The organism is Nitrospirillum amazonense (assembly GCF_007828035.1).
Taxonomy (GTDB): domain Bacteria; phylum Pseudomonadota; class Alphaproteobacteria; order Azospirillales; family Azospirillaceae; genus Nitrospirillum; species Nitrospirillum amazonense.
In genome coordinates, this window is sequence record NZ_VITV01000008.1 from 13,826 (window position 1) to 35,338 (window position 21,513).

At 67.5% G+C, this 21,513-nt stretch carries 17 protein-coding genes; 11 read left to right on the forward strand and 6 right to left on the reverse strand.

All coding sequences use genetic code 11. The annotated features are described in order from the left end of the window. Positions 1-82: 82 nt before the first annotated feature. Positions 83-1,066 carry a catalase family protein gene (locus FBZ87_RS20575; RefSeq protein ID WP_186454878.1) on the forward strand — a complete coding sequence of 328 codons (984 nt, stop codon included), beginning with the start codon at positions 83-85 and terminating at the stop codon, positions 1,064-1,066. Positions 1,067-1,093: 27 nt separating this feature from the next. Next, positions 1,094-2,806 (forward strand): thiamine pyrophosphate-dependent enzyme, encoded by a 1,713-nt coding sequence (locus FBZ87_RS20580; RefSeq protein WP_145612476.1) that lies wholly within the window; start codon positions 1,094-1,096, stop codon positions 2,804-2,806. Between the two features lie 24 nt (positions 2,807-2,830). Here the strand turns inward: FBZ87_RS20580 and FBZ87_RS20585 are convergent, their stop codons facing one another. Then, complete coding sequence (locus tag FBZ87_RS20585; RefSeq protein ID WP_145612477.1) at positions 2,831-3,268, reverse strand: hypothetical protein; 438 nt, start codon at positions 3,266-3,268, stop codon at positions 2,831-2,833. 714 nt (positions 3,269-3,982) lie between these two features. Between FBZ87_RS20585 and FBZ87_RS30235 the strand changes: the two genes are divergently transcribed. From FBZ87_RS30235 to paoC, 4 genes are all read left to right on the forward strand, one after another. After that, positions 3,983-4,447 carry a helix-turn-helix transcriptional regulator gene (locus FBZ87_RS30235; RefSeq protein ID WP_425465737.1) on the forward strand — a complete coding sequence of 155 codons (465 nt, stop codon included), beginning with the start codon at positions 3,983-3,985 and terminating at the stop codon, positions 4,445-4,447. Positions 4,448-4,787: 340 nt separating this feature from the next. Then, positions 4,788-5,492, forward strand: coding sequence for an aldehyde dehydrogenase iron-sulfur subunit PaoA (gene paoA, locus FBZ87_RS20595; RefSeq protein WP_145612479.1), 705 nt, complete (start codon positions 4,788-4,790; stop codon positions 5,490-5,492). Then, positions 5,489-6,454, forward strand: coding sequence for an FAD binding domain-containing protein (locus tag FBZ87_RS20600; protein WP_145612480.1), 966 nt, complete (start codon positions 5,489-5,491; stop codon positions 6,452-6,454). The genes paoA and FBZ87_RS20600 overlap by 4 nt, the downstream gene beginning before the upstream one ends. A gap of 4 nt (positions 6,455-6,458) precedes the next feature. Then, positions 6,459-8,654: an aldehyde oxidoreductase molybdenum-binding subunit PaoC gene (gene paoC / locus FBZ87_RS20605; protein ID WP_145612481.1), complete on the forward strand. Its 2,196-nt coding sequence runs from the start codon at positions 6,459-6,461 to the stop codon at positions 8,652-8,654. 63 nt (positions 8,655-8,717) lie between these two features. On the opposite strand, the gene FBZ87_RS20610 is transcribed toward paoC, so the two are convergent. Together FBZ87_RS20610 and FBZ87_RS20615 are read right to left on the reverse strand one after the other, a co-directional pair. Then, a complete protein-coding gene (locus tag FBZ87_RS20610) occupies positions 8,718-9,218 on the reverse strand; it encodes a RidA family protein (protein ID WP_145612482.1) in 501 nt (166 codons plus the stop codon). A gap of 78 nt (positions 9,219-9,296) precedes the next feature. Beyond that, positions 9,297-10,046, reverse strand: coding sequence for a creatininase family protein (locus tag FBZ87_RS20615; RefSeq protein WP_145612483.1), 750 nt, complete (start codon positions 10,044-10,046; stop codon positions 9,297-9,299). 178 nt (positions 10,047-10,224) lie between these two features. Here FBZ87_RS20615 and FBZ87_RS20620 point away from each other — a divergent pair, with 178 nt between their 5' ends. Continuing rightward, positions 10,225-12,138 carry an AsmA family protein gene (locus FBZ87_RS20620; RefSeq protein ID WP_145612484.1) on the forward strand — a complete coding sequence of 638 codons (1,914 nt, stop codon included), beginning with the start codon at positions 10,225-10,227 and terminating at the stop codon, positions 12,136-12,138. Here FBZ87_RS20620 and FBZ87_RS20625 read toward each other — a convergent pair. Together FBZ87_RS20625 and FBZ87_RS20630 are read right to left on the reverse strand one after the other, a co-directional pair. Further along, entirely contained in the window at positions 12,135-13,526 is a 1,392-nt protein-coding gene (locus FBZ87_RS20625) for an ATP-binding protein (protein WP_145612485.1), read from the reverse strand. The two genes, FBZ87_RS20620 and FBZ87_RS20625, sit on opposite strands and share 4 nt — an antisense overlap. Then, complete coding sequence (locus FBZ87_RS20630) at positions 13,513-14,193, reverse strand: response regulator transcription factor (protein ID WP_145612486.1); 681 nt, start codon at positions 14,191-14,193, stop codon at positions 13,513-13,515. Before FBZ87_RS20630 ends, FBZ87_RS20625 begins: the two co-directional genes overlap by 14 nt. Before the next feature lie 164 nt (positions 14,194-14,357). Between FBZ87_RS20630 and FBZ87_RS20635 the strand changes: the two genes are divergently transcribed. From FBZ87_RS20635 to FBZ87_RS20650, 4 genes are all read left to right on the forward strand, one after another. Further along, positions 14,358-15,371 (forward strand): YncE family protein, encoded by a 1,014-nt coding sequence (locus tag FBZ87_RS20635; protein WP_145612487.1) that lies wholly within the window; start codon positions 14,358-14,360, stop codon positions 15,369-15,371. Positions 15,372-15,526: 155 nt separating this feature from the next. After that, positions 15,527-16,897, forward strand: a complete 1,371-nt coding sequence (locus FBZ87_RS20640; RefSeq protein WP_186454879.1) for a TolC family protein — start codon at positions 15,527-15,529, stop codon at positions 16,895-16,897. Further along, positions 16,894-17,934, forward strand: a complete 1,041-nt coding sequence (locus tag FBZ87_RS20645; RefSeq protein WP_145612489.1) for an efflux RND transporter periplasmic adaptor subunit — start codon at positions 16,894-16,896, stop codon at positions 17,932-17,934. The genes FBZ87_RS20640 and FBZ87_RS20645 overlap by 4 nt, the downstream gene beginning before the upstream one ends. Then, positions 17,931-20,975 (forward strand): efflux RND transporter permease subunit, encoded by a 3,045-nt coding sequence (locus FBZ87_RS20650; RefSeq protein WP_145612490.1) that lies wholly within the window; start codon positions 17,931-17,933, stop codon positions 20,973-20,975. The genes FBZ87_RS20645 and FBZ87_RS20650 overlap by 4 nt, the downstream gene beginning before the upstream one ends. On the opposite strand, the gene FBZ87_RS20655 is transcribed toward FBZ87_RS20650, so the two are convergent. Next, positions 20,965-21,513, reverse strand: a complete 549-nt coding sequence (locus tag FBZ87_RS20655) for an inorganic diphosphatase (RefSeq protein ID WP_145612491.1) — start codon at positions 21,511-21,513, stop codon at positions 20,965-20,967. The two genes, FBZ87_RS20650 and FBZ87_RS20655, sit on opposite strands and share 11 nt — an antisense overlap.

Here is a 21,513-nt window from a genome sequence, read left to right on the forward strand (position 1 = left end):
TCTCAAAGCATGGCATTGGGCTGCAATCCATTTGGGCACGATGCCGCCAGCATGCGGCCGGCGCACCATCAGGGGATTTGCGATGACCGATACAGAACGCTGGCGTGAGGTTTTCGACGGCGGGTCGATTGAGGCGGAACAGGAAAGCTTTCAGCGCTTCGCTGAAGTCTTCCAATCAATCCAGGAGGCGACCCGGCGAAAGGCCGGATGGAGCCATCCCCAAAGGACGCTCCATGCGAAGCAAACCGCCGGGATCGAGGACGCCCGCCTGCTGATCGATGACGACGCGCCCGCCCGTTTCTGCCAGGGCTATGTCCAGGCGGGCAGAGAATTCGGGGCGACCGTTCGCTTCTCCAACGCCAGCGCGGCACACCTGCCTGACGCAGCGCCGGATCTCAGGGGGGTGGCGCTTCGTGTCGCGATCCCTGGCGGCGGCTTCCACGATCTGCTCATGACGAGCTTCCCCGTGTCGCATGCCCGTAACGCGCGCCAGTTCGTCGAGTTCGCCATGATCGCCTCAAGCGGCGACAGGGCGACTTTGCCGGCGCGTCTGGTCGAGCATTTCGGGGCTGCTGAAACGAGGCGAATGCTGGAAAACATCCAGCAAGGCGCCCGCAAATCACCGGGGCTCGCCCGCGAACGGTTCTGGAGCCGCGGCGCCTATCTTTGGGGGGAGGCGGGCCCGGTTCGCTTTAACCTGCGGCCCTGGTCCGACGCCACAGCCGCGCCCGGTGAAGAGGGGCCCGACGATCTCAATGCCGATTTCTCGGCGCGCCTGACCCAGGGCCCAGTGACCTTTAAATTGGCGCTGCAATCCTTCGTCGATGAAGAACGCACCCCAATAGAAGACGGCGCCGTCGAATGGCGTGAAGCCGTCACTCCGTCCGTCGACATTGCCACCCTCGTGATTCCCGGACGCCCAAGCATTGATGCGGAGGCGGCCGCCAGGGTGGACGGCCTGGCCTTTAATCCTTGGAACGCGCCCGAAGGATTCCGGCCGCTTGGAAATCTTAATCGTGCCCGCGGTGCGGTCTACAGCGCCAGCGCCGCACTGTGGCGCAAGTGACTTCTTTTGCAGAGGAGTATTCCCGGAATGAGCAAAAAAGTAGCCCAGATCATCGTCGAAACCCTGGAGCAGGCTGGCGTCAAGAATTGCTATGGTGTCGTCGGCGATACTCTCAATCTGATCGCGCACAATATCTCCACCAGCTCGATCAGTTGGATTCACATGCGCCATGAGGAGGCCGGTGCCTTCGCGGCGCAGGGCGAAGCGCTGGTGACCGGCAGGCTCACCGCCATCGCTGGCAGCTGCGGCCCCGGCAGCCTCCACTTTATCAACGGGGTGGTGGAGGCCAACCGCAACCGGGCCCCGCTCATCGTCATCGCCACCCAGGTCGTCCGCGACGAGTTGGGGTTCGACTTTCCTCAGGAAGTCGACTTCAAGGCCATTTACGGCAGTTGCAGCGTATATTGTGACATGATTCTCACGCCCAACCAGGCCAGGCGCAAGACCGTCATGGCCTGTCAGGCCGCCTTGGCCAAGCGGGGCGTCGCAGTCTTGATCGTGCCGGTCGATATCTCGCATTCCGATGCGCATGACGATGTGCCCTATGCCGTCCATACCAGCGATCCGCTGGTCCGCCCGATCGACGCCGATCTTGATCGTGCCGCCGCCTTCCTCAATGCCGGGCGGAAGGTGGCGATCTACGGTGGGTCGGGTTGCCGTGATGCGCATGATGCGATCGTCCGCCTCGCCGGAATTCTCAAGGCGCCGATCGCTCATACGTCGCGGGGCAAGGACGCGCTGGCTTACGACAATCCCTACAACGTCGGCATGACGGGAATCATTGGGACTGAAGCGGGCTATCAGGCGCTTCATGACTGCGACACGCTACTGCTGCTGGGGGCGGATTTCGCCTGGCGCCAATTTTACCCCAAGCATGCGCGCATCGTTCAAATCGACCTTGATCCGACGCATCTCGGCCGCCGTCATCCTATTGCCCTCGGCTTGACCGGCGACATCAAGGCAACCGTCGAGGCGCTAATTCCCAGGGTCCAGGAGAAGACGGACACGCATTTCCTCGATCGCCTGGTGAAGCGTTACCATGAGGTGATCGCGTCACACGTGGCCAAGGCGGCGCCTAAGCGGCGTGACAGTATTTCGGGCATTCATCTCACGGAAGTCATCGACCGCATGGCGGCCGAAGACGCGCTCGTAACCGGTGACGACGGCACGCCGACCGTCTGGATGCACCGCTATTTTACCGCAACGGCACAGCGCCGCTTCTTTGGAAGTCTGCTGCACGGCACGATGGCATCGGCGATGCCCACCGCCCTGGGCTTGCAGAAGGCGGCGCCCGACCGGCAGGTCATAGCCCTGTCCGGAGATGGCGGGATCGCCATGCTGTTCGGCGATTTGCTGACGGCGGTCCAGGAAAAACTGCCAATCAAGATCGCCGTCTACGATAACGGCAAGCTAGGCTTCATTGACATTGAGCAGAAGTCGGAAGGCCTGCTGCCGCTTTATACCCACCTGCACAACCCGGATTTCGGGAAGGTGGCCGAGGCGATGGGATTGTGGGGACGAACCGTTTCCCGCGCCGATGAGCTGGAGGAGGCGGTCGGTTCATGGCTCGCCCATCCCGGACCCGCATTGCTCAACGTCAAGGTGGAAAGCATGACGTTGGTGATGCCGCCGGTCATCGAGTTCGGTCCGGCATATGGCATGGCGCTCTATTCCGCCCGGGCCATTCTGGATGGGCAGAGCCAGGACGTCATTGAGATGATCCAGGAGAACTTTCTCTGATTTTTGGGTGATCGACGTGCGCTTTCATTGAAAGCGCACGTCAAAAATCTCAACGTCTAACAGGGAATTCGTGCCAAGGCGTCCATCCGCTTCGATGGCGCGGGCCCGCCGAAGGGTGGCAATGAGAATTCCATTGAAAGAGGCATGGGCCGATAGAATGTCCGCCAGAACACCGGGGTGGACATGCCGCATCTGATAGTCGCAGCGGTGGGCAATTCCATCGTCGGCGATCAGCAGCCGTCGATGGGGGCACAATGGATCGGCGCGATGAGGCAAGTGAATATCCAATTGCCCCACGCCGGTGGCGACGGTTCTCGCGCCAGGGAGAAGCCCAGCGAAAGGGCCGGCGATGGCGTTCCATAAAACGTTTCCAATAAGGAACAACCTCTCGATCTCGTCGAGGGGGCGACCGTTGGCACTTCCTGCCAGAGTGGCGTCCGGGTAGTCCACGCCAGTGATCAAAGCGTCCCTCCTGCTCCGGATCTCGAGCCGGTTGGGGCGGTATAGGAAATAGCGGTCCGCGTCGGTAGAGCCGAATAATTTCAGGCTTGGACTGCGGGGGTCTCCTTCAATGGCGAATTCCCGCGACAACGGACGGCCACCGGAGGGGGACGCAGAGCCGGGCCCCAATAATGGGCCGCCGATCGAGACATGGGCGGAAAAGGCTGTCAGTCGGTTCCAACGTCCTTTACCCCCGTAGGATCGGAAGACGTCTGAAGCGAGAGGCATGATTGATTCCCGGACTATGACGTCGCGGCGAGTCTAAGTCCTGGAAAATCTCTCTTCTTGAAACTCAGTGCGTCAATTTGCACCACTTTGCTTAATCGGACTTACAAATTCGCAATAATTTCTCGCAACGCCAAACAAGCGTTTGCGAGAGCGAACAATGCATCATCCCGACGTAATTCCGACGGGACTGGAAAGATGACTCAGCTGACCGCCGCCGTTGTTCCCGCTACGCCACTGAACGGGCTCGGGGAAGAGGCCCTTGTTCATAGCTTGCTTGAGCTGTTGGAGCGTGCCGAAGGCGACGTGGATTGGGACCCGGAATCCGCCAAGCGCGCGATTAACAGGGCGTCTGATATTCTAAAAGTTGAACTGGAAAGAACCTCCGTCATGCATGGCATGGATGGCGGCGGGCTTGCGCCTTGGCAGGTCCGCCGGGTCACCGCTTACATGGAGGAGCATCTGTCGGAACATATCTCCGTCAAGAAGCTCGGTGAGGTCGCTCGCAGAAGTGCGTCGCACTTCTGCAGGGCATTCAAGCGTACGATGGGCGAGACGCCGTATAGCTTCATTACACGGCGGCGCTTGGCGCTGGCCCAGCGGATGATGTTGACCAGCGATGCGCCGCTCAGCGAGATCGCCGTTGCTTGCGGATTTTCCGACCAGTCTCACTTCACCAACCGCTTTCGCGGAGCGACAGGACAGAGTCCGGCGGCTTGGCGGCGTGAACGCCGTGAGCGCGCGGGCCGATTCAGAGAGCGCCCCCCAATCGCGTCGCGCCCCCAAGGGCCCCCTCAAGGGCCCCCTCAAGGGCCCCCTCAAGGGCCCCCTCAAGGGCCAACGCCTGACCAGCCTGATATCCCTGGGGACGTAGCGACATCGGAAGCGGCTGGGTCGATCTGCCGCCCGACGTAAGCAGATGCTCCGGCGCCAGCCGGCGCTGGTGGTCTGGTTCGATGTCGGCCACACGACCGGCCGTGATCGCCGTCATGGGGGCCGGCCAGCGCTTTCGAATTTGCATTCACGGCGGAACTGAAATCCGCGGCGGTGGTTTCAGCCCTGGATGACTGGGCCTTGCCGTCCATCATCGTGTCTGCGGTTTATCCCCCGGGGCGTATGCCCAGCGGCAAGGCAAGGGCCTTTGTCACCTTCGTGGACAACTACCTGCGGGAAGGGTGGCACGTGAGGCGACACCTTTGCGGTGAGCTGTGGAGCAGTGACGTGTTTGCGGTTGGGCGGTGGCGGAGGGGACGATATGCGACATCATGGAAACGCCGACGTCAGCCGGCGTGGATTGCTGCTGGGGGCGGCGGCGTCCGCCGCCTTGACGGCGACGCCGCGGCACGGCCAGGCTATGCCGGCTGACGGCGATGCGCCGCCGGCCCCCCATCCCGGTCCGGCGCCCGTCATGAATCCTGTAATGAATCGCGTGTCCCTTACCGTGAACGGCACGGCGCAGACGCTGGAGGTGGACACCCGCACCACCCTGCTCGACGCGCTACGGGAGCATCTGCACCTGACCGGCACCAAGAAAGGGTGCGACCATGGCCAATGCGGCGCTTGTACCGTCATCGTCGATGGCCGGCGCATCAATTCCTGCCTGACCCTGGCCATCATGCATGAGGGCGGCAGCGTCACGACGGTGGAAGGGCTGGGCACGCCGGCCAGGCTGCACCCCATGCAGGCCGCTTTCGTGAAGCATGACGGGTATCAGTGCGGTTACTGCACGCCGGGCCAAATCTGCTCCGCCGTCGCCGTGCTGGATGAGATCAAGGCCGGCATTCCAAGTCACGTCACCGCCAGCCTGACGGACGCCCCCCAGCCCACCCATGCCGAGATGCGGGAACGCATGAGCGGCAACATCTGCCGTTGCGGCGCCTATTCCAACATTCTGGACGCCATGACCGACGTGGCGGGCCAAAGGACGGCGGGCCAACAGAACGGGAGGGATCCGGCATGAAGCCCTTCACCTATGAGCGCGCCACGTCCCCGGCCGATGCCGCGGCCAAGGCGGCCAGCATACCGGGCGCCCGCTTCATCGCCGGCGGCACCAATCTTCTGGACCTGATGAAGCTGCAGATCGAGACGCCGGCCCATCTGATCGACTTGAACGGCCTGGGCCTGGACAAGATCGAGGATACGCCGGACGGCGGCCTGCGCATCGGGGCCCTGGTGCGCAACACCGACCTGGCTGCCGACATGCGGGTGCGCCGGCACTATGGCGTGCTAAGCCGGGCCCTGGTGGCCGGCGCCTCGGGCCAATTGCGCAACGTCGCCACCACCGCCGGCAACCTGCTGCAACGGACCCGCTGCCCCTACTTCTATGACCCCAACCAGCCCTGCAACAAGCGCCAGCCCGGCAGCGGCTGTTCCGCCATCGGCGGTGTCAGCCGCCAACTGGGGATCGTCGGCACCAGCGAGGCTTGCATCGCCACCCACCCCAGCGACATGGCCGTGGCCATGCGGGTGCTGGACGCGACCGTGGAAACGGTGCGGCCCGGCGGTGCTTTCCGCGCAATCCCCATTGCGGACTTGCACCGCTTGCCCGGCGATACGCCGCATGTGGAAACGACGCTGGAGCAAGGGGAACTGATCACGGCCGTGACCTTGCCCAAGCCGGTGGGCGGCGTGCAGCTGTATCACAAGGTGCGCGACCGCGCCTCCTACGCCTTCGCGCTGGTTTCCGTCGCCGCCATCATGCAGCCCGGCGACACCAACGGGATCGCATGGGGCCGGGTGGCGCTGGGCGGCGTGGCGCCCAAGCCCTGGCGGGTGGAGGCGGCGGAGGCGCACATGAAGCAAGGCGCCAAGGCGGTCACTGCCGGCCTGCTGGCCGATGCGCGTCCGACGGCCGACAACCGGTTCAAGATCAAGTTGGCCGAGCGCACGTTGGCCGCCGTCCTGACCGAGGCGAGGGGGTGAGGCCATGAAGTTCGACACACCCGCCGCCACCAACCCCATCGACCAGCTGAAGGTGGTGGGGAAGGCCACCGACCGCATCGACGGGCCGCTGAAGACAACCGGCACGGCCCCCTATGCCTATGAGCGGCATGACGTGGTGGCCAACCAGGCCTACGGGTTCATCCTGGGATCCGCCATCGCCAAGGGCCGCATCAGCCGCATGGACGTCGCCGCTGCCAAGGCCGCCCCCGGCGTCATTGCCGTCGTGACGGCGGAAAACGCGGGCGCGCTGGGCAAGGGCAAGTGGAATACCGCCGCCCTCCTGGGCGGGCCGGAAATCCAGCACTACCACCAGGCGGTGGCCCTGGTGGTGGCCGAGACGTTCGAGCAGGCGCGCGACGCCGCCAGCCTGATCAAGGTGGACTATCAGGCGGAGGCCGGGGCCTATGACCTGGCGGCTGCCCGGAGTGGCGCGACGGTGGCCAAGGGCGAACCGGACAGCACGGTGGGCGATTTCAACGGCGCCTACGCCGCGGCGCCGGTGCAGCTGGACGCCACGTACACGACGCCCGATCAAGGCCACGCGATGATGGAGCCGCACGCCACCATCGCTGCCTGGAATGGCGACAAGCTGACCCTGTGGACCGCCAATCAGATGATCAACTGGGGCGTGAAGGACGTCTCGCAAACCCTTAACATGCCGGAGGAAAATATCCGCCTGATCTCGCCCTACATCGGTGGCGGCTTCGGTGGCAAGCTGTTCGTGCGCAGTGACGCGCTGATGGCGGCCCTGGGCGCGAAGGCGGCGGGCCGGCCGGTGAAGGTGGCGCTGACCCGGCCCCTGATGTTCAACAACACCACCCATCGTCCGGCCACCATCCAGCGTATCCGCATCGGCACCACGCGTGAGGGCAGGATCACCGCCATCGGCCATGAAAGCTGGTCCGGCGATCTGCCCGGTGGCAAGCCGGAGACGGCGGTGCAGCAGACCCGCCTGCTTTACGCCGGGGCCAACCGCCTGACCGCCATGCGTCTGGCCGTGCTGGACCTTCCGGAGGGCAACGCCATGCGGGCCCCGGGGGAGGCTCCGGGCTTGATGGCCCTGGAGATCGCCATGGATGAAATGGCGGAAAAGCTGGGTATGGATCCCATCCAGTTCCGCATCCTGAACGACACGCAAGAGGATCCGGAAAAGCCAGGCCGCCCCTACTCGCAACGCCAGCTGGCGGAATGCCTGCGCCAGGGGGCGGAGCGCTTCGGCTGGGCCAAGCGCAGCCCAAAGCCCGCCAGCGTGCGCGAGGGCCGCTGGCTGGTGGGCGTGGGCGTGGCGGCGGGCTTCCGCAACAACCTGGTGACCAAATCCGCCGCCCGCGTGCGGCTGGATGGCCAGGGCATGGTGACGGTGGAAACGGACATGACCGACATCGGCACCGGCACCTACACCATCATCGCCCAGACGGCGGCGGAAACCATGGGCGTGCCGCTGGACAGGGTAGCGGTGCGCTTAGGCGACAGCAGCTTCCCCGTCTCCTGTGGCTCCGGCGGGCAGTGGGGCGCCAACAACTCGACGGCGGGCGTCTATGCCGCCTGTATGAAGCTGCGCCAGGCCGTGGCGCGCAAGCTGGGCTTCAACGCCGCCGAGCCACAATTCGCCGACGGCCATGTCTCATCCGGCGGGCACACCGTGCCGCTGGCCCAGGCGGCCAAGGATGGGGAACTGGTGGTGGAAGACCTGATCGAATACGGCGACCTGGACAAGAAGTACCAGCAATCCACCTTCGCCGGCCATTTCGTAGAGGTGGCAGTGGACGGCGCCACGGGTGAGATCCGGCTGCGCCGCATGCTGGCGGTCTGTGCCGCCGGACGCATTCTGAACCCCAAGTCGGCCCGCAGCCAGGTCATCGGTGCCATGACCATGGGGGCGGGGGCGGCCCTGATGGAGGAACTGGCGGTGGACAAGCGCCGGGGCTTCTTCGTCAACCATGACCTGGCGGGATACGAGGTACCGGTGCACGCCGACATCCCGCACCAGGAGGTGGTCTTCCTGGACGAGGTCGATCCCATCTCCTCCCCCATGAAGGCCAAGGGGGTGGGCGAGCTGGGGATCTGCGGCGTGGGGGCGGCGGTGGCCAACGCCGTCTACAACGCCACCGGCGTGCGCGTGCGCGACTATCCCATCACCCTGGACAAGATCCTGGACCATCTGCCGGAAATGACCTGAGGAAAGCGCCCCGTCCACCCCGGGCCTGTTGGGTGGACGACACGGCACCATAATAAGGCTGGGTCAGTGCTTCACCTTGGCGGCGGTCACCTCGATTTCCACCAGGGCGCCGGGCAGCACCAGGGCCGCCACCTTCACCGTGCTGCGTGCCGGCTTGTTGGGCTGGACCACCGTGCCGAAGTACTGCGTCCAGGCGGCCTGCAGGCCGGCGAAGTCGATGTCGCCGCCCTTATTGGGGTCGCCCGCCAGGAAGACGTGCGCCTGCACCACGTCGCCCATGCCATAGCCCAGGCCTTCCAGCGTGGCCTTCAGCTTGCCCAGCACGCTCAGCGCCTGCGCCTGGGTGTCGCCATAGGCCTGGACGCTCCCCTTGGGGGCATTGGGATCGATGACGGAGGCCAGCGTGCCGCTGAGGTACACCGTCTCCGCCCCGGCGGGCACTGTGACGGCGGCGGCGATGGGGCTGTCGGCGTTGGGGCCTTGCGTGCGGACAATGCCGGTTTCGGCCAAAGCGGGCGTGGCGGCCAGCAGGACCAGGGCGGGCAGCAGGACGGACAGGCGCATCTTCTTGAATCTCCTTCCGAGTGTTGGCTAAGCCGGGCCGGGGCGGGGCCTTGCGACGTCGCAAGGCCCTCTTGACGTTTAGACGGCGGGCTCGTTGCCGAAGGCTGCGACCTCGGCCACCAGGCCAGTCACCGCCAGTCGCACCAGTTGGCCACCCTTTTCCGGCGTGGCCAGCGCGGGATCGGAGCCCATGCGGCCGTCCGGATGCCGGGCGCGGAAGTCCAGCGCCTCCCGGATGGGGCCGGAGCCGGCGATCTTGGGCGTGTACTCGGCCGTCTTGATGGCGTCCGGATACGCCCATTGCGTCACCGCGATTTCCGACGGGGTGGCGTGGCTGCCGTGGCCGGCGGGAAACAGCTGATGCGCCAGGGCGTTGACGCCCGGCAGATCCCACCAGTTGCGCAGCTTTAGGGCGAAGCCGGCACGGCGCTTGGCGAAGCTGGCCTCGGCATACAATTCGGAGAAGGCGGCCTCGATGGTGGCGACGTTGCCGCCATGGCCGTTCAGGAAATAGATCCGCTCGAAACCGTGCACGGCCAGGGATCGCACCCAGTCGCCGATCGCCGCCATGAAGGTGGAGGGGCGCAGGCTGATGGTGCCGGGGAAGCCCAGGTGGTGCTGGGCCATGCCGATGTTGAAGGTGGGCCCCACCAGGATGTCGGCGCCGCCCTTGTGCGCCTCATGCGCGATGATCTCCGGGCACAGCCAGTCCGTGCCCAGCAGGCCGGTGGGGCCGTGCTGCTCGTTGGAGCCGATGGGGATGACGATGGTCTTGGAGCGTTCCAGGTGGCGCTCGGTCTCCGACCAGGTGGACAGGTGCAACAGCATGGGTTCGTTCCTCAAAGCCTTATTGGCCGCCACCATAGGGTGGACCACCGGCAAAGGCATCCCAAAAGCGCCCCGGGGAACCGGGGCACCACCTTGGCGGTTGGCAGGGGATGGGGGATGAACGCCGGGCGTGCTGGAGGGGGCTTGCCGGACGGAACCTGCTTTACGGATTTGCGCCATGCGACGGGCATTCAAGATAATCGGCTGGTCCCTGGGTGTGCTGGTGGTACTGGTGCTGCTGGCCGGAACGGGGGTCTATTTCTTCGTCACGTCCGACTATGTGCGCGCCCAGCTGGAAAACCGGGCCGATGCTTTTTCCGGGCGCAAGACCAAGATCGGCAAGATCTCCGTTCATTGGGGCTGGGTCACCCACATCCTGCTGGACGACGTGCAGGTCTCCAACACCGACTGGGGCCAGGCGCCGCACCTGTTCACGGCCAAGCAGATCGAGCTGGATATCGAGCTCAAACCCCTGCTGCTGCACCGCGACCTGGTGTTCCCCCAGTTGATCCTGCGCCAGCCGGTGGTGGCGCTGGAAAAGAACGACCAGGAACAATGGAACTGGAGCCCGGCGGAAAGTCCGGTGGCCAGTGGCACCGTGAATCAGCTGAAGCCCGAGAGCCGGGATGAGGTGCCGTTGATCGGCCGGCTGGAGATCGACGACGGCCGCGTCAGCTATCGCGACGCCAAGCGCAAGCTGAACCTGGACGGCACGGTGCAGACGGCCACCGGCCAGGCCCCAGCCGAACCCAAGGCCGAACTGGATCTGAAGGGCAGCATCGAGAACCAGCCCCTGACCGTGCACTTCGTCGGCGGCAGCGTCCTCATGCTGCGCGACACGGACCAGCCTTATCCCGTGGACCTGAAGGTTGATTACGGGGCCACCAAGCTGACGGTGAACGGCACTTTGGAGGATCCCTTCCAATTCACAGGATCCAATGTGCAGGTGGCGCTGTCCGGCCCCAACCTCTCGGACATCTTTCCCCTGCTGGGCATTCCGGGCCCGCCCACGCCGCCGTACCGCATCACTGGCAAGCTGACGCATGAGCCCGGCGTCTGGCGGGTGGTGGACATGGCCTGGCATGCGGGCGACAGCGACCTGGCCGGGGACATCGCCATCGACCACCATGCCAAGCCCTCTTTCCTCACGGCGCATCTCACATCCGACCACCTGGCCTTCGCCGACTTGGCCCCCCTGGTGGGCGCCACGCCCGGCGCCAAGGGCAACCTCTCGGCGGAGCAGAAGAAGACCCAGGCCCAGCTGGAGGCGACGGGGGACCTGTTCCCCAACGTACCGCTGAAAATGGAACGGCTGCGCGCTATGAACATGGATGTCAGCCTGGACGCCCGCCACGTGGTGGCGCCGGACTACCTGCCGGTGCAGACGCTGAACTTCCGTGTGCGCGTCCGGGACGGGCAGGCGATGGTAGACCCGTTGCGCATGAGCGTGGCCGGCGGCACCCTGGCCGGCACCCTGGCGCTGGACGCCCGCACCGAAAACCCGCAGGCCCGCGCCAATCTGACCTACCAGGACGTGGACCTGAAGACCTTCTTCCGCGGGTCGGACTATTTCGACACCACCACGGGCAAGCTGAGGGGCCGCGTGCAACTGGTGGGGAATGGCCATTCCTTGGCAGAGGTCATGGGCTCGGCCACAGGCAACGTCGTCGTCACCATGTCCGGTGGTACCATCAGTTCCCTGATGGTCAGCCTGGCCGGCTTGCAGATCGCCGATGCCCTGGTGCTGTACATTACCGGCGACGACCAGATCCCCATTCGCTGCGCCCTGGGCCGCCTGAATTTCAACCATGGCCAGGTGGCTTTCGACCGCACCCTGATGGACACCCGCAAATCGGTTGTCCACGTCAACGGCGAGGTTCGGTTGAAGACCCAGGAGGTGGATACCGAGGTCACGGCCGACACCAAGAAGTTCGACCTTCTGGACCTGCACGCCCCCGTGGTGGTCAGGGGCAAGATCCGCTCCCCCCGCATCACCATTGGCCGCCTGATCCCCATCCCGCTGCCCGACTTCGGCGGCGCCGACGACGTGGATTGCGACGGCCTGACGCGGCAACTGTTGGCCGCCGATTAGCCCAGCCTGACCCGCATGACGCAGCCCGGCTGGCCGTCCTCGACGTCCAGGTGGAAGCCGTGCAGTTGCACCACGGCGGCCACCAGGCTGAGACCCAGGCCGTTGCCCGGCGTATGGCGGGCGTCGTCGCCGCGGGTGAAGCGGCGGAACATCATGTTCCGCTGTTCGGGCGTGATGCCGGGCCCGGTGTCGCGGACCATGAGCTCCGGCACCTGTCCCGTCTCCTGCCGCAGGGTCAGGCTGACGGCGCCGCCCGCCCCGCCATACTTGATGGCTGTGAACTTGATGGCATTGTCTAGCAGGTTGCCCAGCGCCTCGAACAGCAGGTCGGCGTCGCCGGTGACGGATCCGACTGGGTGGATGTCGGCGGTGAAGGCCAGGCCCTGGGCGGTGGCCAGCGGTTCATACAGCTCGGCGGCGGCGGTTGCCAGCGCCGCGGGGTCGACGGGGGCGAAGGCCGCGCGGCGGCGGCCGTCCTCCACCTCCGCGATGCGCAGCAGGGCGCGGAAGGTCGCCAGGATCTGGTCGGCGTCGCTGATGGCGTCTTCCATGGCGGCGCGATGGGTCTCGACATCGCCGCCCCGGCGCAGGGCACCCTCCAGCCGGGTGCGCAGGCGGGTAAGGGGGGTGCGCAGATCGTGGGCGATGTTGTCGCCCGCCGCCTTCACGTCGCCGATCAGCCCCTCGATCTTGCCCAGCATGGCGTTGACGATGGCGGCCAGCTTGTCGAAGTCGTCGCTGGAACCGCGCGTGGGCAGGCGCTGCGACAGGTCGCCTGCCATGATGGTGGCGCTGGCGCGATGGATGGCCTCGATGCGGCGCAGGGTGCCGAAGCTCAGTGCCAAGCCGCCCGCCAGGGCCAGGCCGACGCTGCCTACCAGGCCGGCCGCCATGGCGCGCAGGATCAATTCGCGCACCTCGTGCACCTCATCGGTGCGCAGGGCCAGCACCAGGACGCCCCCGTCCGGCAGGCGGTGTGCCAGTCCGCGTGCCTTGTGATGGTGCTCCGGCATCGGGCCGGCGCCGTGGGGCAGGGCGTGGACCTTGCCGTCGGCGTCCTTCAATTCCGGCGGCAACGCCGGCAGGTTGCCGGCCAGGACGTGACCGTCGGGCGCCAGCAGCAGGGCCTTCCAATACCCCCGGCCGTCGCTGTCCACCAGGCTGTCGATATGGGCGGATTGCTCCGGCACCGAGGTGCGCAGGAACTCCTCCGTCTCGCGCACTAGGGTGTCGTCCAGCCGGCGGGTCAGGAACACGCCCGTGCGCCAGTAGACGAAGCCCAGCACCAGCAGCACGGCGGTGATCATCAGCACGCCGAACAGCAGGGTCATGCGGAAGGCGGTGGTGCGGGGCAGGTCCGCCAGGCGGAACCGTTCAATCCGGGGCATGCAGGCGCCAGCCCCCGCCGCGCACGGTGCGGATCATCGGGTCCTCGTTATCCCAATCCACCTTGCGGCGCAGGCGGCCGATATGCACGTCGATGACGTTGGTGCCGGGATCGAAGCTGTATTCCCACACCGCCTGGTACAGCATGCTGCGGGTCAAGGTCTGTTCCGCGTTGCGGACGAAATATTCCAGCAAGCGGAACTCGCGCGGTGTCAGGTCCAGGTCCCGCGCCCCGCGCGTGGCCCGCCGGTTCATCAGGTCCATGACCAGGGGGCCCGCCTGCAGCAGGGTGCCGGCCGGCTTGTCCGCCCGGCGGCGGGCCAGGGCCATGACCCGCGCCACCAGCTCGGCCAGGGCGAAGGGCTTGGTGAGATAGTCGTCGCCGCCGGCGCGCAGTCCCCGCACCTTGTCGTCCACGCCATCCAAGGCGCTGACCACCAGCACGGGCGTGGTCACCCCCTCCCGCCGCAGGTCGGCCAGCAAGGTCAGCCCGTCCAGGCCCGGCAGCAGGCGATCCAGGGTGATGGCGTCGTAATGGCCGCTGCGCGCCGCCGCCAGGCCGGCGGGGCCGTCGGCGCGAAGGTCGACGGCATAGCCTTCGGCTTTCAGCGCATCGACGATCTCGCGCGCCGTCCGCTCCTCATCCTCGATCACCAATATCCTGGGCATGGGTGGGCAACTCTGGCAGGGCATTCTCAGGGCATCTCGGCGCACGATAGCGGCCTTGCCGCGGTGGGGCACCAGGGCAGACGCGGCCCTAACGCAAAAGTTAGCGTTTCCCCGGCCAGGATGCGGTTATTGAGCAGGGGTTTCATCGCTTGGACGTCCCGATCATGCCCTGCCGCCTTTCCCTCGCCGCCATCGCCTTCCTGTCCGCCGGCCTCGCCACCGTGGGGCCGGCCGGTGCCGCCGACGCGCCTTACCGCAAGGGCGCCAGCATCGCCGCACCCGATGGGCCGTGGGACTACGCCAGCGTGGACGCCGACGCCCGCCGGCTGTACGTGGCCCGTGGCGACGGCGTGCTGGCGCTGGACCTGGACAGTGGTCGGTTGACGCCCACCCTGGTGCCGGGCCAGCGGGTGCACGGCGTGTTGCCGCTGGGCGGCGGCATGGCGGTCAGCACCAACGGCGACAGCAACACCGCCACCCTGTTCAACACGGCCGACGGCGCCGTCCTGGCCAGCCTGCCCACCGGGACCAAGCCGGACGCCGTGGTCCGGGCCGGCAAGCTGGTCGCGGTGATGGACGGCAAGCAGGGCGACATCACCCTGATCGATCCGGCCGCCCGCACCGTCGTCGGCCACATCGCCGTGGGTGGTGCGCTGGAATTCGCCGCGGTAGACGCGCAGGGCCATCTCTACGTCAACGTGGAGGACAGGAACGAACTGGTGGTGGTCGACCTGCCCGGCCATGCCGTGCTGGCGCGACGGCCGCTGGCGGATTGCGACGGTCCCACCGGGCTTGCCTTGGACCCGGCCACGGGCATCCTGGTCACCGCCTGTTCCAGCGGCCGGGCCGTGGCCATGAATGCTGCCGACGGCCATGTCCTGGCCAGCCTGTCCATAGGCCAGGGGGCCGACGCGGTCATCCTGGATGCCAGGAACCACCGTTTCCTGATTCCTTGCGGCCATGACGGCGTGCTGACGGTGTTGAGCCAGGATGCCCGGGGCGTGCCCGCCGTCACCGCCATGGTGCCGACGGAGAAAGGCGCTCGCACTGGCGCCTTGGACCCTGTGACCGGCCGTGTCTATCTGCCGACGGCAACCTTCGAGGCTGCCAAGGCCGGGGGGCGTCCGTCCATGGTGCCGGGCAGCTTCCATGTGATGGTGCTGGAACCGGCCCAATGAAGGCGTCGCCATTCATGACAAATGCGTGAGTGTCGAAGACTAACTGAAAAGTCAATGGAGGGTAGACCCGTCTTCTGGCGTCGTGCATCCATGATTTCGCGACCTCTTCCTCCAGAACCTGCCGCATGATCCCACGCATATGGAAATCAAGGGGCTTGGGCGGCCTTCTGGCCCTGTCCAGCTTGGCCGGCTGCGCCAGCTACAGCCCGGCCCCCCTGGCTGATGCGCCCGACCTGGCGCAGGGCCTGGCGGGCATCACCGTAGACCCGGCGGCCATGCCCCTGCCGGCCCTGCGCCGCCACGCCGTCGATCCGGCCCGTCCGCTGGACGTCGATGCGGTGGCCATGGTGGCCGTGGCCCGCAATCCCGAGCTGAAGGCCGCCCGCGCCCAGCATGGCGTGGCGGTGGCGGAGGCGTTCACGGCGGGGCTGCTGCCCAACCCGCAGCTGTCGGTCGACTACGGCTTCCTCACCTCGGGCCCCGCGGTGATGGACGCCTTCACCCTCGGCCTGATGCAGGACGTCATGCCTTTCCTCACCCGATCCTCCCGCAAGGACGCCGCGGCGGCCACCCTGCGGGGGGCGGAGCTGGACCTGCTGTGGCAGGAATGGCAGGTGGTGTCCCAGGCGCGGCTGCTGGTGGTGCGGGCCCATGCCTTCGAGCGCCAGCGCGCCGTGCTGGAGGCCAATCGCGCCCTGTTCGCCGACCGCTATCGCCGCACCAGCACCGCCATGGGCCGGGGGGACGAAACCCTGCCCAACGTCGTCAGCGACCTGGCGGCGCTGAACGGCGTGGAAACCCAGCTGCATGACCTGGAGCAGCAGGCCTTGCGCAACCGCATGGACCTAAACGCCCTGCTGGGCCTGACGCCCGCTGCCACCCTGGCCCTTGCGCCCCTGACGGCCGGCGACCTGCCCCTGCCGCCGGCCGACCGCATCCGGGCCGATCTGCCCCAATTGGCCGGCCGCCGGCCCGACCTGCTGGCGCTGAGGGCCGGCTACCGGGCGCAGGAGCAGGCGGTGTGGCAGGCGGTGCTGGGCCAGTTCCCGGCCCTTAGCATCGGCAGCAACCGCGCCCGCGACACCTCCAACGTCAAGACGCAGAGTCTGGCGCTGTCCATCAGCCTGCCGCTGTTCGATGGCAACCAGGGCGCCATCGCCGTGCAGCGCGCGACACGGGAGCAGCTGCGCCAGGACTATCAGGCGCGCCTGGACGCCGCGGTGGCCGGCGTCGGCCAGGGCCTGCTGGCCCTGGACCAGCTGGAGGCCCAGGCGCGGGCGACGGCCGACAGCATCGCCACCCTGGAACGGGCGGCGGCCGACGCCGACGCCGCTTTCCGCGCCGGCAGCCTCGATGAGCGCACCTTCGCCGACCTGCATGGTGCCCTGCTGTCCCGCCGGCTGGAGGCGTTGAAGCTGGACCAGACGGTGCAGGAACAGCGCGTCGACCTCATGACCCTGATCGGTGGCGATGTGCCGGAAAACCTGGGCACGGCCCCAGACGCGATCGAGAAAGCGACCCCATGACCAAGTCCGCCCTGCGCGCCACGCTGCTGGCCGCGACCCTGCTGGCCGGTGGCGCCCATGCCGCCGAGGAGCCGGCGCCCGTCGCCACCGTGCGCGCCGCGCCCCTGGCCCGCCAGGCGGTCAGCGTCACCGTCGGCGGTTACGGCACCCTGACGCCGGACAGCGACGCCCTGGTCAACGTGAGTTTCCAGCGGGCGGGGCAGGTGGCCCGCGTGCTGGTGCGGCCTGGCCAGCCGGTGGCCAAAGGTGCCCCCCTGGTGGATCTGGCGACAGACCCCACGGCCGCCGCCGGCTATGCCAAGGCGCGCTCGGCCCTGACCTTCGCCACGGGGGAGCTGGAGCGGGCGCGCGCCCTGCGCGACCAGCACCTGGCGACCAATTCCCAGGTGGCGGCGGCGGAGCAGGCCGAACGGGACGCGCGCAGCGCCCTGGAGGCGGAGCAGCACCTGGGCACCGATCACACCACCGAAACCCTGGCCGCCCCCTTCGATGGCTATGTCGACAGCATCCCCGTGGCCTTGGGTGATCGCATCCAGCCGGGCGCGCCCGTGGTGCGGCTGGGCCGGGGCGCGGGCGTGCGCGTGGTGGCGGGCGTGGACCCGGCCGAGGTCGCCACGGTGAAGGTGGGCCAACCTGTGACGGTGACGCCGCTGGTGGGGGCCGGCACTGCCCTTACCGGCACGGTGGCCGGCATCGCCGGCATGCTGAACCCCGCCACCCGCTGGGTGGACGTGACCGTCATCCTGCAGGCGGGTGGCGGTGCGCTGCCCGGCACCCCGGCCCGCATCGCCATCATCACCGACCGGCACGACGGCTATGTCGTGCCCCGGCAGGCGGTGCTGACGGATGAGGACGGCGCCTACCTGTTCCAGCTAGCGGGGGCCAAGGCCCGGCGCGTGAGTGTCGAGACCGGCGTGGAGGGCCCCGCCGGCACGGAGGTCAGCGGCGACAAGCTGGACCCCAAGCTGCCGGTCATCATCCTGGGCAATTACGGTCTGGAGGACGGCGGGGCCGTCAAGGTCGAGGCCGCCCGATGACCAGTTTCACCGCGTGGGTGGCCGCCCATCGCCGCTCGCTCTTGTGCCTGCTGGCCCTGCCGGTACTGGCGGGCCTGATCATGGCGGCTCGTCTGCCCGTCACCCTGTTTCCCACCGTGACCTTCCCCCGGGTGCGGGTCTCGCTGGATGCCGGCGACCGGCCGGCGCCGCAGATGCTGCTGCTGGCCACAAGGCCGCTGGAACAGGCGGTGCACCGGGTGCCCGGGGTCACGGACGTGCGCTCCACCACCAGCCGGGGCAGTGCGGAACTGTCCATCACCTTCGCCTGGGGCACCGATATGACCACGGCGGAGCTGCAGGTGAACGCGGCGGTGGGGCAGGTGCTGCCTACCCTGCCGGCGGGCTCCACCGCCACCGTGCGCCGCATGGAACCTACCGTCTTCCCCATCATCGCCTACAGCCTGACCTCCGATACCCTGTCGCCCACGCGGCTGCGGGACTTGGCCCAGTACCAACTGCGCCCCCTGCTGGCCGGCATCGAGGGTGTTGCCGAGGTGGGTGTCACCGGCGGGGCGGAGCAGGAATTCCAGGTCATCGCCGATCCCGACCGCCTGCTGGCCCACGGCCTGGCCTTCGAGGACGTGGTCAAGGCGGTGGGCAACGCCAGCCTGGTGCAGGCCGTTGGCCGCATCGAAGATCATTACAAGCTGTTCCTGGTGGTATCGGACAACAGCCTGGGCGGCCTCGATGCCGTGCGCCACGTCGTGCTGTCCAGCGGTGCTGGCGGTGTCGTGACGGTGGGCGACGTGGCCCAGGTGGTGGACGGCACCGTGCCGCAATGGACGCGGGTGACGGCCGGTGGCCGCAATGCCGTGCTGCTGAACGTCTATCAGCAGCGCGACGGCAACAGCGTGCGCATCGCGGCGGCTGTGCGCGACCGCTTGGCGGCGGCCAGCCTGCCCAAGGGCGTCACGGTCAGCAACTGGTACGACCAGAGCCAGCTGGTGCTTGCCTCCGCGGCCAGTGTGCGCGACGCCGTGCTGATCGGCATCGTGCTGGCGGCCTTGGTGCTGTGGCTGTTCCTGCGCGACGTGCGCATCACCTTGATCGCCGCCCTGGTGGTACCGGCGGCGCTGGCGGCCACGGTGGCGCTGCTGAGCATCCTGCACCTCAGCTTCAACATCATGACCCTGGGGGGCATGGCGGCGGCGGTGGGCCTGATCATCGACGATGCCATCGTCATGGTGGAACACATCGTGCGCCGCCTGCGCGAAGGACATGGTGACGGCGGCGGCGGCGTGTTGGCCGCCGCGCGGGAATTCACGCGGCCCCTGGCCGGATCCAGCGCCGCCACCCTGGTCATCTTCGTTCCCCTGGCTTTCCTGAACGGCGTCACCGGCGCCTTTTTCCAGGCGCTGTCGCTGACCATGGCCTCCGGCCTGGCCTTTTCCTTCATCATCACCTGGCTGGCGGTGCCGCTGGCGGTGGAACGGCTGGTGGACATCCACAGGCCGCACGGCGCGGGCAGGGTGCAGGCCTGGGTGGACGACCGCTACGGACGGCTGTCGGCGCGCCTCCTGGCCCGGCCGTGGCTGGCGCTGGCCGGCCTGGTTCCCCTGATCGTCCTGGGTGGCCTGGCTTATCGCGCCGTGGGTTCCGGCTTCATGCCCGACATGGATGAGGGCGGCTTTGTCCTGGACTACCGCAGCGCCCCCGGCACGGCCATCACGGAGACGGCCCGCCTGCTGCACCAGGTTGATGCCATCCTGGCCGGCACCCCCGATGTCGCGACCTGGTCCTGGCGCATTGGCGCTGGTCTGGGTGGGGAGCTGAACGAGCCCAACCGGGGCGATTATTTCGTGCGCCTGAAACCGACCGGCCGCCGCGATATCGATGAGATCATCGCCGAGGTGCGGGCCCGCCTCGCCCACGAGGTGCCGGGCCTTGAGGTGGAGATCGCCCAGCAAATGGAGGATCTGATCGGCGACCTGACGGCCGTGCCGCAGCCCATCGAGGTCAAGATCTTCGGCGACGATCCCGCGACCGTACTGCCCACGGCCCGCGCCGTGGCGGCGGCCCTGGCCAAGGTGGACGGGGTGGTCGACATCAAGGACGGCGTCAACCCGGCAGGCGATGCCCTGGACATCCGCGTGGACGCCGCCCGGGCGGCGGTGGAGGGCATGGACGTGGCCGGCGTCACCGCGGCGGTGGCTGATTACCTGCAGGGGGCAGTGGCGACGCAGCTGCCGCTGCAGACGGCGCTGGCCACCAAGCAGGTGGGGGTGCGCGTCTGGGTGCCGGCGGCGGTGCGCACCACCGACACCGACGTGGCCAACCTGCGCCTGCGCGCGCCCGACGGCCATATGTTTCCCTTGAAGCGGGTGGCAGCGGTGGTGCCGGTGAGCGGGGAGCCGGAGATCGGGCAGGAGAACCTGCAGGGCATGGTGGCCGTCACCGCCCGCATAGAGGGGCGCGACATGGGCTCCGTCGCCGCTGACGTCACCGCCCTGCTGGACAGCCAGCACCTGGTGAAGGCGCCATTGCGCTATGAACTCGGCGGGCTTTATCAGCAGCAACGCATCGCCTTCCACGGCCTGCTGACCGTATTCTCCGCCGCCGTGGCGGCCGTCTTCGTCCTGCTGCTGTTCCTGTACGAAAGCTTCATCACCGCCCTGGTCATCCTGGTCATGCCCTTGCTGGCGGCGGGGGCGGTGTTCGTGGGGCTGTGGCTGACACGGACGGAGCTGAACATCACCGCCATGATGGGCATGACTATGGTCATCGGCATCGTGACCGAGGTGGCGATCTTCTTCTTCTCGGAGTTTGAGAGCCTGCCGGCGGACATGCCGCTGGTGGAACGGCTGTCCCAGGCGGGGCGCAACCGCTTCCGCCCCATCGCCATGACGACACTGGCCGCCATGCTGACCCTGCTGCCGCTGGCCTTCGGCCTGGGCGAAGGGGCGGGCATGCAGCAGCCGCTGGCCATCGCCATCCTGTCCGGGCTGGCGGTGCAGCTGCCACTGGTGCTGCTGGTCATGCCCTGCCTGTACCGCCTGGCCATGCGCGGCGTCAGGACTTGATCAGGCCGGCCTCCAGGATGGCGCGGGCGTCATCGGCGTTGCCCACGCCCAGGGGGCGGAAATGGCGGCCGCGCCGGCGGTTGTAATCGATGAAGAAGGCCTCGATGTCCTCCAGCAACTGGCGGGACAGGACAGGCACGGGATCGTCTGCGATAGGCTCCCGCGCCCGGTCGGGCACGCCCAGCAGGCGATCGTTGCGCACCGTCTTGCCGTTCTGGTCCGTCTGCTCCGCCATGATCACGCCCAACAGGCGCGTCTGGACCAGCAAGCCGGTGGGCAGGGGCGTGTCCAGTATCAACAGCAGATCCAGGGGATCCCCGTCCTGTCCTTCCGTTCCTGGGATGAAGCCGAAATTATGGGGGAAGACCTGGCCCAGGGGCAGCAGGTAACTGAGCGTGAACAGGCCCAGCCCAGGCTCATACTTCAGCTTTCCGGGGCAGCCCTTGGGCGTTTCCAGAACCGTGTTGACCAGGCCGCTTTCCAGATCGAAGGCGGGCAGGCGGTCCATGGCCGGAACAGGGCGGGGCGCCTGGTCCAT

Bases quoted from the DNA above. Each gene is read 5' to 3' on its own strand.
- FBZ87_RS20575 (WP_186454878.1), top strand. From the start codon at position 83: ATGACCGATACAGAACGCTGGCGTGAGGTTTTCGACGGCGGGTCGATT.
- FBZ87_RS20580 (WP_145612476.1), top strand. From the start codon at position 1,094: ATGAGCAAAAAAGTAGCCCAGATCATCGTCGAAACCCTGGAGCAGGCT.
- FBZ87_RS30235 (WP_425465737.1), top strand. From the start codon at position 3,983: ATGGAGGAGCATCTGTCGGAACATATCTCCGTCAAGAAGCTCGGTGAG.
- paoA (WP_145612479.1), top strand. From the start codon at position 4,788: ATGCGACATCATGGAAACGCCGACGTCAGCCGGCGTGGATTGCTGCTG.
- FBZ87_RS20600 (WP_145612480.1), top strand. From the start codon at position 5,489: ATGAAGCCCTTCACCTATGAGCGCGCCACGTCCCCGGCCGATGCCGCG.
- paoC (WP_145612481.1), top strand. From the start codon at position 6,459: ATGAAGTTCGACACACCCGCCGCCACCAACCCCATCGACCAGCTGAAG.
- FBZ87_RS20610 (WP_145612482.1), bottom strand. From the start codon at position 9,218: ATGCGCCTGTCCGTCCTGCTGCCCGCCCTGGTCCTGCTGGCCGCCACG.
- FBZ87_RS20615 (WP_145612483.1), bottom strand. From the start codon at position 10,046: ATGCTGTTGCACCTGTCCACCTGGTCGGAGACCGAGCGCCACCTGGAA.
- FBZ87_RS20620 (WP_145612484.1), top strand. From the start codon at position 10,225: ATGCGACGGGCATTCAAGATAATCGGCTGGTCCCTGGGTGTGCTGGTG.
- FBZ87_RS20625 (WP_145612485.1), bottom strand. From the start codon at position 13,526: ATGCCCCGGATTGAACGGTTCCGCCTGGCGGACCTGCCCCGCACCACC.
- FBZ87_RS20630 (WP_145612486.1), bottom strand. From the start codon at position 14,193: ATGCCCAGGATATTGGTGATCGAGGATGAGGAGCGGACGGCGCGCGAG.
- FBZ87_RS20635 (WP_145612487.1), top strand. From the start codon at position 14,358: ATGCCCTGCCGCCTTTCCCTCGCCGCCATCGCCTTCCTGTCCGCCGGC.
- FBZ87_RS20645 (WP_145612489.1), top strand. From the start codon at position 16,894: ATGACCAAGTCCGCCCTGCGCGCCACGCTGCTGGCCGCGACCCTGCTG.
- FBZ87_RS20650 (WP_145612490.1), top strand. From the start codon at position 17,931: ATGACCAGTTTCACCGCGTGGGTGGCCGCCCATCGCCGCTCGCTCTTG.
- FBZ87_RS20655 (WP_145612491.1), bottom strand. From the start codon at position 21,513: ATGGACCAGGCGCCCCGCCCTGTTCCGGCCATGGACCGCCTGCCCGCC.